Below are 13,025 nucleotides of genomic sequence, written 5' to 3'. Positions count from 1 at the left end.
GAAGGATTCCCCTACCGCAGCGCCGCCGCGCGGATCGCCAGCAGCAGCGGCAGCGTCCCGTGCTCCCGGATCGGCTGCGGGAGGCTCGGCGCCTCCAGCAGGCCCGCGCCGGTGCGCAGCTCCCGGCGCAGCGTCGCCAGGTCGACCTCCAGGAACGACACGTCGTCGCCGTGCAGGCTCGCGCTGGACACCGACAGCCGGGTGATGCCGAAGAACTCCGGTTTCCCGCCGCGCTCCATCCACCGCGCGAACCCGGTGAGCTCGGTTCCGGCAACCGAACCCCGCGCCAGCCCGGTCTCCTCGCGCAGCTCGCGCTCCATGCCGGTGCACAGCACCTCGGCCAGCTCCCGGCGCGGCGCACCGTCCGCGGTGACCAGGTCCCGCGGCTCCAGCGAGCCGCTGCCGGACGGGTCGCCGTCGCCGACGATCACCAGCAGCCCATCGGTGGTGAACGCCAGCGTCGACACGCCCACCACGTCGGCGAGCTCACCGGCGTCGAGCGGTCGCAACCGGCCCGCCGCATCGGTCAGCAGCGCGCGGCGGGCGTCGAACACCTCGCCGGACCCGCGTTCGGCGATCCGCAGGCCGCACAGCTCGTTGGAGCACTGGAAGTCGAAGAAGCGAGCCCGGTGCAGCCGCACCTCGGCATCGCCGGGGCCCGGCAGCGGATCGGTGCGCAACCCCACCACCGGGCCGTTGAACAGCGGGCTCTCCGCCGAGCGCAGGGCCGGCAGGTGCGGTGCGGTCGCGCGCAGCAGCGGCGCGGGCCGGTAGGGCCGCTCGGCCAGGCGCACCGCGAAGCGGCGCTCCCGCACGGCGTGGTCGATGTCGTCGCTGAGCAGCGCCGTCCCGCGACCGGCCAGCGGCACGAACCAGGACTCCGGGTAGGCGGCCGGAACTCCGATCTCGGTGTGCGGAAACGGTTCTGCGGCGGGGGAGAAGTCGTGACCGGCCCAGCGGCCGCGCACCCCGCGCAGGTGCGCGGCCAGCAGGACACCGCCCAGCACAGCAGGAGCACCGCCGGCGCGATCCCGACCGCCACCGGCAGCAGCGCGACCGCGATCAGCAGCGCGCCCAGCGCCACCAGCGACAGCGGCCACGCCCGCACCGCCGCGTACCACGCGCGATCGAACCCGGACCGGACTCGCCGCACCAGCTTCCGCACCGACACCCCCGATCTCCCAAGATCAAACCCGTGCAGCCTAGCCCAGCCGGGTCTCGGGCCGATTTCGAATCCGGAATGTCGGATGTGCGGGGTACCGTCGCGTCATGCCGCCGGGACTGGGCCGAACGGGGGAAGGTGGAGATGTCGAACGTCGCAGTCGAGGCCGCGCGCTTCATCGCCGGGCACGCGCGGGAACCGATCACGCTGTCCGACGTCGCCGATCACGTCGGCTACAGCCCCTTCCACCTCGCCCGCGCGTTCGAGCGCGCCCACGGGCAGCCACCCGGCAAGTTCCTCGCCGCGCACCGGTTCCAGCGGGCCAAACGGCTGCTGCTGGAGACCGACGAGCGCGTCAGCGACATCTGCTGCGAGGTCGGCTTCAGCTCAGTCGGCACCTTCACCCGCCGGTTCACCGCCGACATCGGCCTGTCCCCGGTGCAGTTCCGCAGGCTGCCCGACCTGCTCAGCGACGCCCCGCCCCGGCCCGTCATGACCGGTGAAACCGGCGCGGGCGGCACCGTCACCGGCGCGGTCCACCTCGCCCCGGACGCCCTGCTCGCGCTCGGCGGGGAGGCCGCGATCTACGTCGGCCTGTTCCCGCAGCGCGCCCCGCGCGGCGTGCCGGTCGTCGGGGCGCTGCTCGACGAGCTGGGCTGCTTCGCGCTCACCGGCATCGCGGCCGGCACGTACTGGTTGCTGGCCACGGCGTTCTCCGCCCGCGCCGAGCACACCGAGCAGCTGGTGCCGGGCTGGAACGTCGTCGGCGGCTCACCCGCGCCCGTGCGCATCGGACCCGGGCGGCGGCCGGAGGACCGCGAGATCACCCTGCGGGTCGTGCCGCCCTGGTCGGCCCCGGTGCTGGTCGCGCTGCCGCCGCTGGCCTCGCCGATTGCGCAAGATCGGAGAAGACAGCCGGTCGCTGCGGGCCTACCTTGAGCTGGAGACCAGTCGTGACCAGCGCAGGGAGCCACTCATGAGCCGTGTCCGAGTCCTCGTCGGCACCCGCAAGGGAGCGTTCATCCTCACCGCCGACGGCACCCGCGAAACGTGGGAGGTGGAGGGCCCGCACTTCGGCGGCTGGGAGCTCTACCACCTCAAAGCCTCGAAGGTCGATCCCGACCGCCTGTTCGCCTCCCAGTCGATGGGCTGGTTCGGGCAGCAGATCCAGCGCTCGGACGACGGCGGGCGCACCTGGAACCCCGTCGACAACCACTTCTCCTACGACGGCACTCCCGGCACGCACCTCTGGTACGACGGGACGCCGCGCCCGTGGGAGTTCACCCGCGTCTGGCACCTGGAGCCCTCGGCGACCGACCCCGACACGATCTACGCCGGGGTCGAGGACGCCGCGTTCTTCCGCAGCACCGACGCCGGGCGCAGCTGGCACGAGCTTCCCGCGCTGCGCGAGCACGAGTCCGCCCCGAACTGGCAGCCCGGTGCGGGCGGCATGTGCCTGCACACGATCATCCAGGCGCCGAACAACCCGGACCGCTTCTACATCGCGATCTCGGCGGCCGGGGCGTTCCGCACCGACGACGGGGGCAAGTCCTGGAAGCCCATCAACCACGGCCTGCACTCCGGCCAGATCCCGGACCCGGACGCCGACGTCGGCCACTGCGTGCACCGCCTGGCGCTGCACCGCGACCGGCCCGACGTGCTGTTCATGCAGAAGCACTGGGACGTGATGCGCAGCGACGACGCGGGCGAGTCCTGGTACGAGATCAGCGGCGACCTGCCCACCGACTTCGGGTTCCCGATCGACGTGCACGCCCACGAGCCCGACACGGTGTACGTGGTGCCGATCCACAGCGACGAGCAGCACTACCCGCCGGAGGGCAAGCTGCGCGTCTACCGCAGCCGCGTCGGCGGCAACGAGTGGGAGCCGCTGACGAAGGGGCTGCCGCAGGAGCACTGCTACGTCAACGTGCTGCGCGACGCGATGGCCGTGGACGAGCTCGACGACTGCGGCGTCTACTTCGGCACCACCGGCGGCGACGTCTACGTCTCGCCCGACTCCGGCGACACGTGGCGCCCCATCGTCACCAACCTGCCCTCGGTCCTGTCGGTGGAGGTGCAAACGCTCCGATGATCCGCATCCTGCTTCCCGCGCACCTGCGCACGTTGGCGAAGATCCCCGAGCACGAGGTCCTCGTCGAGGTCGACGGGGTTCCGACGCAGCGACTCGTGCTCGACGCGCTGGAAGCCCGCTACCCGGCGCTGCGCGGCACCGTCCGCGACCACGACACCCGGAAGCGGCGCGCGTTCATCAGGTTCTTCGCCTGCGAACTGGACCTGTCCAACGAGGACATCGACGATCCGCTGCCGGAGGAGGTCGTCTCCGGCAAGGAGCCGTACATGATCATCGGGGCGATGGCGGGCGGATGATCGCCTAGGGTGGGTCGCATGCGGGTTCACCACCTGGACTGCGGTCCGATGCGTCCCCTCGGCGGCCGAATGATCGACGGTGCGGGGTCGGTGCTGCGCCGCGCGCGGATGGTCTGCCACTGCCTGCTCGTCGAGACCGAGAGCGGACTGGTGCTGGTGGACAGCGGTTTCGGCAGCGCCGACTCCGACCCGGCGCGGACCTCGCTGCCGAAGCAGTTCCGGATGCTGATGAACCCGCTGCTCGACACCGGTTCGACGGCGCTCGCGCAGGTCTCGCGACTCGGCTACGACCCGTCCGACGTGCGGCACGTGGTGCTCACCCACCTCGACCTCGACCACGCCGGGGGTCTGCGGGACTTCCCGCAGGCCAAGGTGCACGTGCACGGCCCGGAGCTGCGCGCGGCCACGGCGGCTTCCGACATGCGCTACCGGGCGAGCCAGTGGGCGCACGGTCCCGACTGGGCCTGCTACGAGACCGCTTCCGGGCAGGACTGGTTCGGCTTCGAGGCGGTGCGCGACCTCGACGGGCTGCCCGAGGAGATCCTGCTGATCCCGCTCGGCGGCCACACCACCGGCCACGTCGGCGTCGCCGTCAGCACCGGCTCGGGCTGGCTGCTGCACGCGGGCGACGCCGTCTTCGCCGACGGCGAGCTCGCGACTCCCCCGCACTGCCCTCCCGCGCTGCGCGCGTTCCAGCGCGTCATGGCCGTCGACAACCGGGCTCGGCTGCGCAACCAGGCCCGGCTCCGCGCACTCGCGGCCCGGCCGGAGGAGATCGACATCGTCGCCGCGCACGATCCCGCCGGCTTCGACCGCCACGCGGGAAGCGACTAGCGTTCCCGGGTCCTTCGACCCTGGGTGACTGCACCAGGGTGGTGCACGGTTGCTTCGCGGGTAGCAGCCCGCTGCCGGGAGCCGGCGAAGGCCGGTTTCCCACCGGCAACCAGTGCCCGGGGGGATCGTCATGGGAGAGCGCAACGTCGAGCCGAAACGCACGTCAACGGGGATGCGGTTCGTGGTCGAGTTCAACTCGCCGTCGGTGCGGCCGGCGGCCCCCGTCGGGGAGCCGGCTCCGATGCGCTGGTGCGCCGGGTTCCTGGCCTTGCTGTTCGTGTGCGTGGTCGTGGCCAAGCTCTGGCCGGTGTTCTTGGTCGTCGGGGTGATCGCTGCGGTGGTGATCGCGGTGTCCCGGTACTTCTTCGCGCAGCGCAAGGCCGAGCAGCGCCGGATCGCTGAGGCGATCACCTCGCACGAGCAAGCGGTGCGGTTCTGGCACGAGCAGATCGACGTGGCCGCGACTCCCGCGGCGCGGGACGCCGCGATCGAGCTGGCCGACTTCAATCAAGATCGTCTGCGCGAGCTGCGCATCCAAGCCAGGGCGTAGTGGAGCCCTGCCCTTCCTTCGGGGGATCGTTCATGTCCATTCGGTTCATCGCTACCGCGTTCGCAGCTTCCGCTCTCGGGTTGGCCGGGTGCTCGGTGCTGCCGGCGCAACCCGCACCGCCGCCGGTCACGATCACCGTGCCCGCTCCGCCACCTGCACCGGCACCACCACCACCACCACCTTCCTCCGCGCAGCAGCAGGATTCGCCATCGGAGTCCGGCGAAGCGGTGAAGTACGAGCATTGTCGTTGGGGGGACGACGTGATCGGTTGGATGTGCCAGTTGAACGGAACGGGCAACGGGTACACCGACGTGGCCGATGACGACCCGCGCATCGGGCCGTGTGCCGGGATGACCTGGGACGAATGCTTCGGGCGGTCAGCGGAGAAGAGCCGGCCGGAGAGCGAGCAGCCAGCAACGGGCCCCGAGTCGGGATCCAGCACGCCGAGCGAGTCCGAATCCGGTGGGACGCGTGATTGCAGCAGCCCGGAGGTCTACGACCCGCAGCAGTGCCCGGGTGACTCGCCGCTCGACGACGGCCACGCCGACAGCGACGAGATCGAGCGCTCCTGCCGGTTCCACAGCGGCCCGGAAGCAACCGAGCAGGAACTGCAGGAGTGCCAGGGCAACTACTAGTCGTACGAGGGCAGGACGTTGGCGGCCGTGGGGACATGCCAGCCGCCGCTGTCGGTCGGATTCGGTATCGGGTTGATGAGTCGGCGACGCACTTCGAGGCTCAGCGGAGCGTTCGCGTGAGTCAACGGACGACCTCCGCGGTCCGGTCCCGCGGTGCGATGAGCCCCAGCGATGGCAGCATCATGAGCAACGCGATCCCGGTCAAGGCAGTTGCCACTCGCACAGGACCCAGGTCAGCGGAACCGGACAGCGCCACGGCCCCGATCGCCGGACCGGCGGCAGCGCCGATGTTGAGCGCTGCGGTCGCATAGGAACCACCCATGGTGGGAGCTTCGGACGCCGCGTGGAGGACCCGCGCGATCAGCGTGCTTCCCACCGCGAACGCCAAGGCTCCCTGGACGAAGACCAGGACCAGAAGCGGTAGGGGGTGTGCCGCGAGCGGTGCGAAAGCCAGCCACCCCAACAGCAGGATGGGCGCGGTCACGCCGAGAGCCAGGCGGGGGTGCTGGTCGGAGAGCCTCCCCGCGGCAGTGACTCCGACGAAGGATCCGATGCCGAACAGCACCAGGGCCAGCGGCACCCACACCTCGTCCAGCCCGGCGGTTCCGGTCACGACGGGTGCGAGAAAGGTGAACGCGGAGAAGGTTCCACCGTTGACCAGCGCGCCGAGCAGCATTGCCATGAGCAGGCGGGGCGCTCGGAGCTGGGCCAGTTCGGAGCGCAAGGAAGGGGCACCCCCGGGCCCTTCCGGTGCTGATCCCGGGCGGGGGCGGAGCCCGGTGAGGATGCCGATTGCTGCGGGGACGCACAGCAGCGCGACTGCCCAGAACGTGCTCCGCCAGCCCATTGCCGCACCGAACAGCGCGCCCGCCGGGACACCGGCGACGGTGGCGATCGTGGTACCGGATAGAAGGACCGCCAGGGCTCGTCCTCTCAGGTCCGGGGCTGCAAGACGGGTCGCGGTACTCAGGGCGACCGCCAGAAAGCCGGCATTGGCAACCGCGGCCAAGACGCGGGTTGCGGCAAGCACGGAGAAGGACGGGGTGACCGCGGCGATGACGTGGCAGAGGGCGAAGACCACCACGCAACCTAGGAGCGTGGCACGTGCGGGCCACCGGCGGGCGAAGGCAGCCATCGCGGGAGCGCCGACGATCATCCCGACCGCGAAGGCCGAAGTGAGCAGTCCGGCCGTTCCCACCGAGACGTCGAGGCTGGTGGCGATGTTCGGCACGAGGCCGGCGAGCATGAACTCCGAGGTGCCCATGGCGAAGACCGCGAGGGCGAGCATGTAGAGGGCGAAAGGCATCGAGCAACTCCGAGGCGAGAAACGAGCAGAAGGCGTCTCGTCACCACGGCCAGCCCGATCGAACGTCCAAACAGCCGCCCACGCATGCAGAAGCTGGGCGGGAAGGCTGGAACCTCAGTGGTCCAGGGGGCTGACGGCGTGACCGAAAGCCCCCGCAGTGTCCGATTCGGGGCTCGACATGGACTTCACCCTAACCGATGGCCACCCGGTACCTCACACCCGCGAGCCACGCCATCGGCATCAACGTCCTGCCCAGCAACCACTGGTCGGGCTCGGACGGCGGAGCATCGGCAGACCTGGACCGGGTGCCGGTGCTGTTCAAACGGCCCTGCCGGAGATCCGGCTCATGCTTGCGGAAAGTGGTTTGACCGCCTAAGGGTTGTGGCCCAGACTCGTGAGCGGTCTGGATCGATGCCGTGCATCGCGGTGCTGTGCCCAACGGTTCCTGGGGGATTTCTGTGGCGGTCGAAACGCGTGCCGAACCGGGCGTGCTGCGGGCGCGCAACGCCGTCGCGGTGGTGTTCGCGCTCAACGGGTTCGCGATGGCCAGCTGGATGTCGCGGATCCCGGAGGTGCGCGACGCGCTGTCCGTGACGCCCGGGGAGCTGGGCCGGATGCTGCTGGCGATCTCGGCGGGATCGCTGCTCGCGCTGCCGCTGTCCGGGACGGCGGTGCACCGGTTCGGGGCGCGGGCGGTGATCAGCGGCGGAGCCGTGGTCACGGCCTCCGGGCTGGTGTTGTCCGGAACCGGGGCCGGGCTGTTCGGCAGCGTGTGGATCACTGCGGCGGGGTTGTTCGCGTTCGGGCTGGGCACGGGCTTGTGGGACGTGTCGATGAACATCGACGGCGCCGCGGTCGAGCGCGCGATCGGCCGCACGATCATGCCCCGCTTCCACGCCGGGTTCAGCTTCGGCACGGTGATCGGAGCCGGTGTCGGCGCGGCCTGCGCCGCGCTCGGCGTGCCGGTCGTGGCGCACCTGATCGCGGCCGCGTTGCTGGCGGCGATCGGCCCGGCGCTGGCCGTCCCGTCGCTGCTGCCCGCGCACGACGAGCCCGATCCGGACGCGAAGTCCGGCGGCGGAATCCTGCGGGCCTGGGCCGAACCCCGCACGTTGCTGGTCGGGCTCATGGTGCTCGCGATGGCGCTCACCGAGGGCACGGCCAACGACTGGCTGGCGGTGGCGCTGGTCGACGGTCACGACGTCCCGCCGTGGCTCGGCGCCGTCGGGTTCGCCGTGTTCCTCAGCGCCATGACCGCAGGACGCGTCGGCGGCACCGTCCTGCTCGACCGCTTCGGCCGCGTCAAGGTCCTGTGGACGACGATGGCCACGGCCGCCGTCGGCGTCCTGCTGGTGGTGCACGGGACCTGGCTGCCGCTGGTGTTCCTGGGCGCCGCGATCTGGGGGCTCGGCGCCTCGCTGGGATTCCCGGTCGGCATGAGCGCCGCGGCCGACGACCCGGCCCGGGCCGCCGCCCGGGTCAGCGTCGTGTCGACCATCGGCTACACCGCGTTCCTCGCGGGACCGCCGCTGCTGGGCTACCTCGCCGACCACGTCGGCACCCTGCACGCCCTGCTGCTGGTCGCGGTCCTGCTCGTGCCCTCGGCGCTCGCGGTCCCCGCGGCGAGACCGCCCCGCGAGGGCTGATCAGACCTCGACCTCGCTGCGGTCGCCTCCCCACAAGGTGTGGAAGGTGCCGTCGCGGTCGGTGCGCTGGTAGGTGTGGGCGCCGAAGTAGTCCCGCTGGCCCTGGGTGAGCGCGGCCGGGAGCCGGTCGGCGCGCAGCGCGTCGTAGTAGGACAGCGCGGCGGCGAAACCCGGTGCGGGAACGCCCTGCTCGGTGGCGGAGACGAGCACCGCGCGCCAATCGTCCTGCGCCTCGGCGATCTCCTCGGCGAACTCGGCGTCGTCGAGCAGGCTCGGCAGGTCCGGGCGGCTGTCGTAGGCGGCGCGGATGCGGTCAAGGAACGCCGCGCGGATGATGCACCCGCCGCGCCAGATCGACGCGATCGCACCGAGATCGAGGCTCCAGTCGTACTGCGCGCTGCCCGCGGCGATCTCGTGGAAGCCTCGCGCAGGGCGGTGTGGCCGGACAACGAGCGCGCGAAGACCGCCTCGGCGATCCCGGACACCGGCGCGCCCAGCTCCAGGGCCAGCTGCACGGTCCAGCGGCCGGTGCCCTTCTGCTCGGCCCGGTCGGCCACCACGTCGACGAACGGGCGCCCGGTCGCGGCGTCCACGTGGGAGAGGACCTCGGCGGTGATCTCGATCAGGTAGGAGTCCAGCCGGCCGGTGTTCCACGCGCGGAAGATCCCGGCGATCTCCTCCGGCGAGTAGCCGCCGACGTCGCGCAGCAGCTGGTATGCCTCGCCGATGAGCTGCATGTCCGCGTACTCGATGCCGTTGTGCACCATCTTCACGAAGTGACCGGCCCCGTCCGCGCCGACGTGGGTGACGCACGGCGCCCCGTCAGCGGCCTGGGCGGCGATGCGCTCCAGCATCGGGCCGAGCGAGGCGTAGGACTCCTTCGAACCGCCCGGCATGATGCTCGGGCCGTGCAGCGCGCCCTCCTCACCACCGGAGATGCCGGTGCCGACGAAGTGGATGCCGCGCTCGCGCAGCTCCTGCTCGCGGCGGCGGGTGTCGGCGAAGTGCGCGTTGCCGCCGTCGATGATCACGTCGCCGGAGTCGAGCAGCGGGGCGAACTCGCGGATCACCGCGTCGGTGGGATCACCGGCCTTGACCATGATGACCAGCCGTCGCGGCCGTTCCAGCGCGGCCACGAAGTCCTCGGCGGACTCGGTGGGCACGAAGGTGCCCTCCTGCCCGAACTCCTCGACCAGGTCGCGGGTGCGCGCGGGCGTGCGGTTGTGCAGCGCGACCGCGTAGCCGTTGCGGGCGAAGTTGCGGGCCAGGTTGCGGCCCATGACCGCCAGGCCGGTGACGCCGATCTGCGCCGTTGTGCTCATGGGTGACTCCCGAGTCGACTCCGGTGACGGTCCGATTCTCGACCGGCGGTCACCCGCTCGCAGCGAGCTGCGGTGCCCCGTCGAGCGGGCTGAGCAGGGAGGTGCGGCCCGCACCCCACGCGTCCAGCAGGTGCTCGGAGAGCTTCGCTTCCAGGAACTCGGTGGCCTCGATCCCGAAGACGACGTCGGTGGCCAGGTGCGGTTCGCGGTCCAGCAGGTCGCCGATGACGTCGCGGCGCAGCACCTGCTCGTGCACGGCGTCGGCCTCGACGTGCTCGGTGTAGAAGTGCACGCACTCGGGTGCCGCCCCGAGCCGGTGCAGCCCGGTGGCCAGGCGTTGCGCGCTGGGTGCGGTGGTGATCTCGGCGTCGGCGAAGTGCCCGACCAGCGCGCCGCGCAAACCCCGGTGCAGTCCCAGCAGCGACATGAGGTTGACGATGCGGATCTGCGGTGCGGGCACCACGTCCAGGTAGTGCAGGTACTCCGGCGACAGGCCCGCGCCTTCCAGCAGGTCGGCGAACAGGCGGGCGTGGACGCGGTCGCCTCGGCCGCCACCGAACTCGTCGAACTCCACCGCCACCAGCGCGGCCTTCGCCCGGCCCTGCAGCCGGGGGATCACCCACGCGTGCGGGTCGGCCTCCTTGAGGTGGTAGATCGAGCGGTGCGCGAAGTGCTCCCGCAGCTGCCACCACTCGCCGCGATCGCGCAGGTGGTGCGAAACCCCGCTGCCCGGAACGGTTTCCACCAGCAGCCCGTCGAGCGCTCCGGTGACGTCGTCGGAGACGCGGACCTGCTCGCGCAGCGCGTCCAGGAAGGAGCGCTCCATCTCGGCCCGCAGCGCCAGCAGCTCCGGCTCCCACTCCCAGTCCGGCGAGACGTCGTCGAAGCCGCGGTAGTGCAGTTCGTAGCAGGTGTGCAGGGCGAGCGCGAGGTCGTCGCCGAACGGGTCGTGGCCGCGCGCCGCGGCGGGCGGTGGCACCGGGGCCGCGCCCGTCAGCGCGGTGGTGACGGCCTCCGACAGCGGGCCTCGCGGGTGCGGCAGCGCGGTCATCGGGCTCCCTCCCATCGGGGTCGGATCTGCAGCGCGGGCAGCAGCGCTCCCCGGGCGGCCGCCGCGCGCTGCCTGCGGGCGCCGGTGCCGCAGTGCAGCAGCCCGGCGAGGAGCTTGCGGACCACGACCAGGTCGCGGGTCTCCTCCAGCGCGGGAGAGGCCCACCGGACCATGGCGTGGACGAGTTCGGCGGCCGGGACGCGCCTGGTCTCGACCAGGTCGATCCCCGGCCCGTCGAGCCCGTGGCGGGCCGCGGTCCACACCGCGGCCTGCGTGAGCCGCTCGTCGGTGCGGGGCGCCTCGCGCCCCGCCGACAGCTCGCGCAGCGCGGTGCGGACGAGCGCCCGGCTCAGCGCGGCCTGCAGCACGGCTTCGCCGACGGTGGTGGCGGCGTCGGCGACCCGCAGTTCCACGGTCGGCAGGTGCGGGGACGGGCGGGCGAGCCAGAACGACATGGCACCGTCGACGAGCACCCCGCAGTCCACCAGCCGCTCGACCTGCCGGTCGTGATCGGCCGCGGAGGCGAAGTGCGGCGGGATCCCCGAACCGGGGAACCGGGACTGCTGCACCATGCGCCAGCTCGCGTAGCCGGTGTCGTCGCCGAGGTGGAACGGGGAGTTCGCCGACATCGCCAGCAGCGACGGCAACCACCGGTGCAGGTGGTTGATCACGGCCACCGCCGTTTCCCTGTCGGGCACGCCCACGTGCACGTGGCAGCCGCAGGCCTGGTAGTCGGTGACCACCGCCCGGTAGGTCTCGGCGATCCGCGCGAATCGCGCGCCCGGCGAGACCGGGCTGGGCGCGCCCGGCAGGGGAGGCGTGCCGGAGGTGATCAGCGCCAGGCCCTCCTCGCGCGCGGCGAGGGCCATCCGGTCCCGTCCCGCGCGCAGCTCGCCGCGCAGCTGCGCCAGCGCGCCGCACACGCCGGTGCTGGCCTCGGTCTGCGCGGTCAGCAGTTCGGGGTGGGCTCCCTGCTGCGGGTCGAGGACGGAGACACCGGCCAGGACGCCCGGTCCGCCGTCGGACGGCTCACCGGTGCGCGGATCGACGACGAGGAACTCCTCCTCGACGCCGAAGGTCAACACCTGGTCGGGAGCGCGGGCCGGTGCGGCCTCGACGGCGGGGGTGTTCACCGGCCGCACCTCCTCGTGGCTGCGATCGGCCTGGCACGGCATTGCTTTCCCGGGTTCGAACGGGGCCAAACCTGCGGGCGAGCGGTTTGCCCGGGTGCACGACCGGAAACCTGTGTGGACATGAGACTGCTCAGGACTTCGGCCGTGTACCGGCCGCAGGGCGACACCTGGTTGCTGGCACGGGCTTTGGGCGATGCCGGGGTCGGTCCGGGCAGTCGTGTTCTCGACGTGGGCACCGGGACGGGTGCCCTGGCCCTGGCCGCCGGGCGGGCCGGTGCTCGGGAGGTGACGGCCGTGGACGTGTCGCTGAGCGCGGTCGCGGTGGCCGGTGTCAACGCGTGGCTGCGCGGCCTACCGGTGCGGGTGGTGCCGGGTGATGCGCTGGCCCGCGACTACCCGGAACCGTTCGACGTCGTGCTGGCCAACCCGCCCTACGTGCCCGCCGCGCGGCCGGAGCACCCGCGCGGGCTCGCGCGGGCCTGGGACGCCGGACACGACGGGCGGGCCGTCATCGACCGCCTGTGCGGTCGCGCTCCCGGACTGCTGGAGCGCGGCGGCACGTTGCTCATGGTGCAGTCCGACGTGGCCGACGCCGATGCCACGGTGGCGCGGCTGCGCTCCGAAGGGCTGAAGGCCGCGGTGGTGGACCGGCAGCGGCAGGTGTTCGGTCCGGTTCTGCGGAAGCGCGCGGGGGTGCTGGAGGAGCGCGGCCTGATCGCGCCCGGGCAGCGCTGGGAGGAACTGGTGGTGATCCGTGCCGACCGGACGCTCTGACCGCAGGCGGGTGACCGTCGTGCCCGGTGGGCCGATCCTGGTGGAAGGACCGGTCCGGTTGGACCTGGGCGACGGGACCACAGTGGACTCCGATCGGTTCGTCGTGGCCGTCTGCGCCTGCCGCCGCAGCCGCACCTACCCGTTCTGCGACACCAGCCACCGCCGCAGGGTCCGCGAGAGCTGAGGCCCGCTCCGGGCGGGGACGCCGCGTTTCGGGAGCAGGG

General features: G+C 72.2%; 13 protein-coding genes and 1 pseudogene. 9 read left to right on the top strand and 5 right to left on the bottom strand.

Translation table 11 applies throughout. From position 1 onward, the window contains the following. Positions 1-11: 11 nt before the first annotated feature. The gene (locus QFW96_RS00770; protein WP_281453503.1) at positions 12-1,100 is read right to left on the bottom strand and encodes a hypothetical protein; all 1,089 of its coding nucleotides are present in this window, start codon (positions 1,098-1,100) and stop codon (positions 12-14) included. A 206-nt stretch (positions 1,101-1,306) separates the two neighbouring features. On the opposite strand from QFW96_RS00770, the gene QFW96_RS00765 reads away from it, so the two are divergent. From QFW96_RS00765 to QFW96_RS00740, 6 genes are all read left to right on the top strand, one after another. Then, the gene (locus QFW96_RS00765) at positions 1,307-2,101 is read left to right on the top strand and encodes a helix-turn-helix domain-containing protein (protein ID WP_281453502.1); all 795 of its coding nucleotides are present in this window, start codon (positions 1,307-1,309) and stop codon (positions 2,099-2,101) included. Positions 2,102-2,138: 37 nt separating this feature from the next. After that, on the top strand, positions 2,139-3,254 hold the full coding sequence (locus QFW96_RS00760) for a WD40/YVTN/BNR-like repeat-containing protein (protein WP_281453501.1): 1,116 nt from the start codon (positions 2,139-2,141) through the stop codon (positions 3,252-3,254). Continuing rightward, on the top strand, positions 3,251-3,550 hold the full coding sequence (locus QFW96_RS00755; protein ID WP_281453500.1) for a MoaD/ThiS family protein: 300 nt from the start codon (positions 3,251-3,253) through the stop codon (positions 3,548-3,550). The genes QFW96_RS00760 and QFW96_RS00755 overlap by 4 nt, the downstream gene beginning before the upstream one ends. Positions 3,551-3,568: 18 nt before the next feature. Further along, complete coding sequence (locus QFW96_RS00750) at positions 3,569-4,384, top strand: MBL fold metallo-hydrolase (RefSeq protein ID WP_281453499.1); 816 nt, start codon at positions 3,569-3,571, stop codon at positions 4,382-4,384. Positions 4,385-4,514: 130 nt separating this feature from the next. Next, complete coding sequence (locus QFW96_RS00745) at positions 4,515-4,934, top strand: hypothetical protein (RefSeq protein WP_281453498.1); 420 nt, start codon at positions 4,515-4,517, stop codon at positions 4,932-4,934. 32 nt (positions 4,935-4,966) lie between these two features. Next, positions 4,967-5,569, top strand: coding sequence for a hypothetical protein (locus QFW96_RS00740; protein WP_281453497.1), 603 nt, complete (start codon positions 4,967-4,969; stop codon positions 5,567-5,569). A 121-nt stretch (positions 5,570-5,690) separates the two neighbouring features. Here QFW96_RS00740 and QFW96_RS00735 read toward each other — a convergent pair whose 3' ends face one another. After that, positions 5,691-6,875, bottom strand: coding sequence for a Cmx/CmrA family chloramphenicol efflux MFS transporter (locus QFW96_RS00735; protein WP_281453496.1), 1,185 nt, complete (start codon positions 6,873-6,875; stop codon positions 5,691-5,693). 458 nt (positions 6,876-7,333) lie between these two features. On the opposite strand from QFW96_RS00735, the gene QFW96_RS00730 reads away from it, so the two are divergent. After that, positions 7,334-8,521, top strand: a complete 1,188-nt coding sequence (locus QFW96_RS00730; RefSeq protein ID WP_281453495.1) for an MFS transporter — start codon at positions 7,334-7,336, stop codon at positions 8,519-8,521. On the opposite strand, the pseudogene gndA reads toward QFW96_RS00730, so the two are convergent. From gndA to QFW96_RS00715, 3 genes and pseudogenes are all read right to left on the bottom strand, one after another. After that, positions 8,522-9,843: pseudogene (gndA, locus tag QFW96_RS00725) on the bottom strand (NADP-dependent phosphogluconate dehydrogenase). Between the two features lie 49 nt (positions 9,844-9,892). Next, positions 9,893-10,894 carry an iron-containing redox enzyme family protein gene (locus QFW96_RS00720; protein ID WP_281453494.1) on the bottom strand — a complete coding sequence of 334 codons (1,002 nt, stop codon included), beginning with the start codon at positions 10,892-10,894 and terminating at the stop codon, positions 9,893-9,895. Continuing rightward, positions 10,891-12,027 carry a carboxylate-amine ligase gene (locus QFW96_RS00715; protein WP_281453493.1) on the bottom strand — a complete coding sequence of 379 codons (1,137 nt, stop codon included), beginning with the start codon at positions 12,025-12,027 and terminating at the stop codon, positions 10,891-10,893. The genes QFW96_RS00720 and QFW96_RS00715 overlap by 4 nt, the downstream gene beginning before the upstream one ends. Positions 12,028-12,147: 120 nt before the next feature. Between QFW96_RS00715 and QFW96_RS00710 the strand changes: the two genes are divergently transcribed. Then, positions 12,148-12,801 carry a HemK2/MTQ2 family protein methyltransferase gene (locus tag QFW96_RS00710; RefSeq protein ID WP_281453492.1) on the top strand — a complete coding sequence of 218 codons (654 nt, stop codon included), beginning with the start codon at positions 12,148-12,150 and terminating at the stop codon, positions 12,799-12,801. Then, positions 12,782-12,985: a CDGSH iron-sulfur domain-containing protein gene (locus tag QFW96_RS00705; RefSeq protein WP_281453491.1), complete on the top strand. Its 204-nt coding sequence runs from the start codon at positions 12,782-12,784 to the stop codon at positions 12,983-12,985. Before QFW96_RS00710 ends, QFW96_RS00705 begins: the two co-directional genes overlap by 20 nt. Positions 12,986-13,025: the final 40 nt, after the last annotated feature.

It is taken from the genome of Saccharopolyspora ipomoeae (assembly GCF_029952525.1).
In the GTDB taxonomy this organism is placed as follows: Bacteria; Actinomycetota; Actinomycetes; order Mycobacteriales; family Pseudonocardiaceae; genus Saccharopolyspora; species Saccharopolyspora ipomoeae.
The sequence above is the reverse complement of the archived record's forward strand: the minus strand, read 5'-3'. Positions and strand labels throughout refer to the sequence as shown.

What these genes read in the sequence shown, in the direction of transcription:
- QFW96_RS00735 (WP_281453496.1), bottom strand. Translation starts at nt 6,875, where the DNA reads ATGCCTTTCGCCCTCTACATGCTCGCCCTCGCGGTCTTCGCCATGGGC.
- QFW96_RS00755 (WP_281453500.1), top strand. Translation starts at nt 3,251, where the DNA reads ATGATCCGCATCCTGCTTCCCGCGCACCTGCGCACGTTGGCGAAGATC.
- QFW96_RS00710 (WP_281453492.1), top strand. Translation starts at nt 12,148, where the DNA reads ATGAGACTGCTCAGGACTTCGGCCGTGTACCGGCCGCAGGGCGACACC.
- QFW96_RS00720 (WP_281453494.1), bottom strand. Translation starts at nt 10,894, where the DNA reads ATGACCGCGCTGCCGCACCCGCGAGGCCCGCTGTCGGAGGCCGTCACC.
- QFW96_RS00765 (WP_281453502.1), top strand. Translation starts at nt 1,307, where the DNA reads ATGTCGAACGTCGCAGTCGAGGCCGCGCGCTTCATCGCCGGGCACGCG.
- QFW96_RS00745 (WP_281453498.1), top strand. Translation starts at nt 4,515, where the DNA reads ATGGGAGAGCGCAACGTCGAGCCGAAACGCACGTCAACGGGGATGCGG.
- QFW96_RS00760 (WP_281453501.1), top strand. Translation starts at nt 2,139, where the DNA reads ATGAGCCGTGTCCGAGTCCTCGTCGGCACCCGCAAGGGAGCGTTCATC.
- QFW96_RS00740 (WP_281453497.1), top strand. Translation starts at nt 4,967, where the DNA reads ATGTCCATTCGGTTCATCGCTACCGCGTTCGCAGCTTCCGCTCTCGGG.
- QFW96_RS00750 (WP_281453499.1), top strand. Translation starts at nt 3,569, where the DNA reads ATGCGGGTTCACCACCTGGACTGCGGTCCGATGCGTCCCCTCGGCGGC.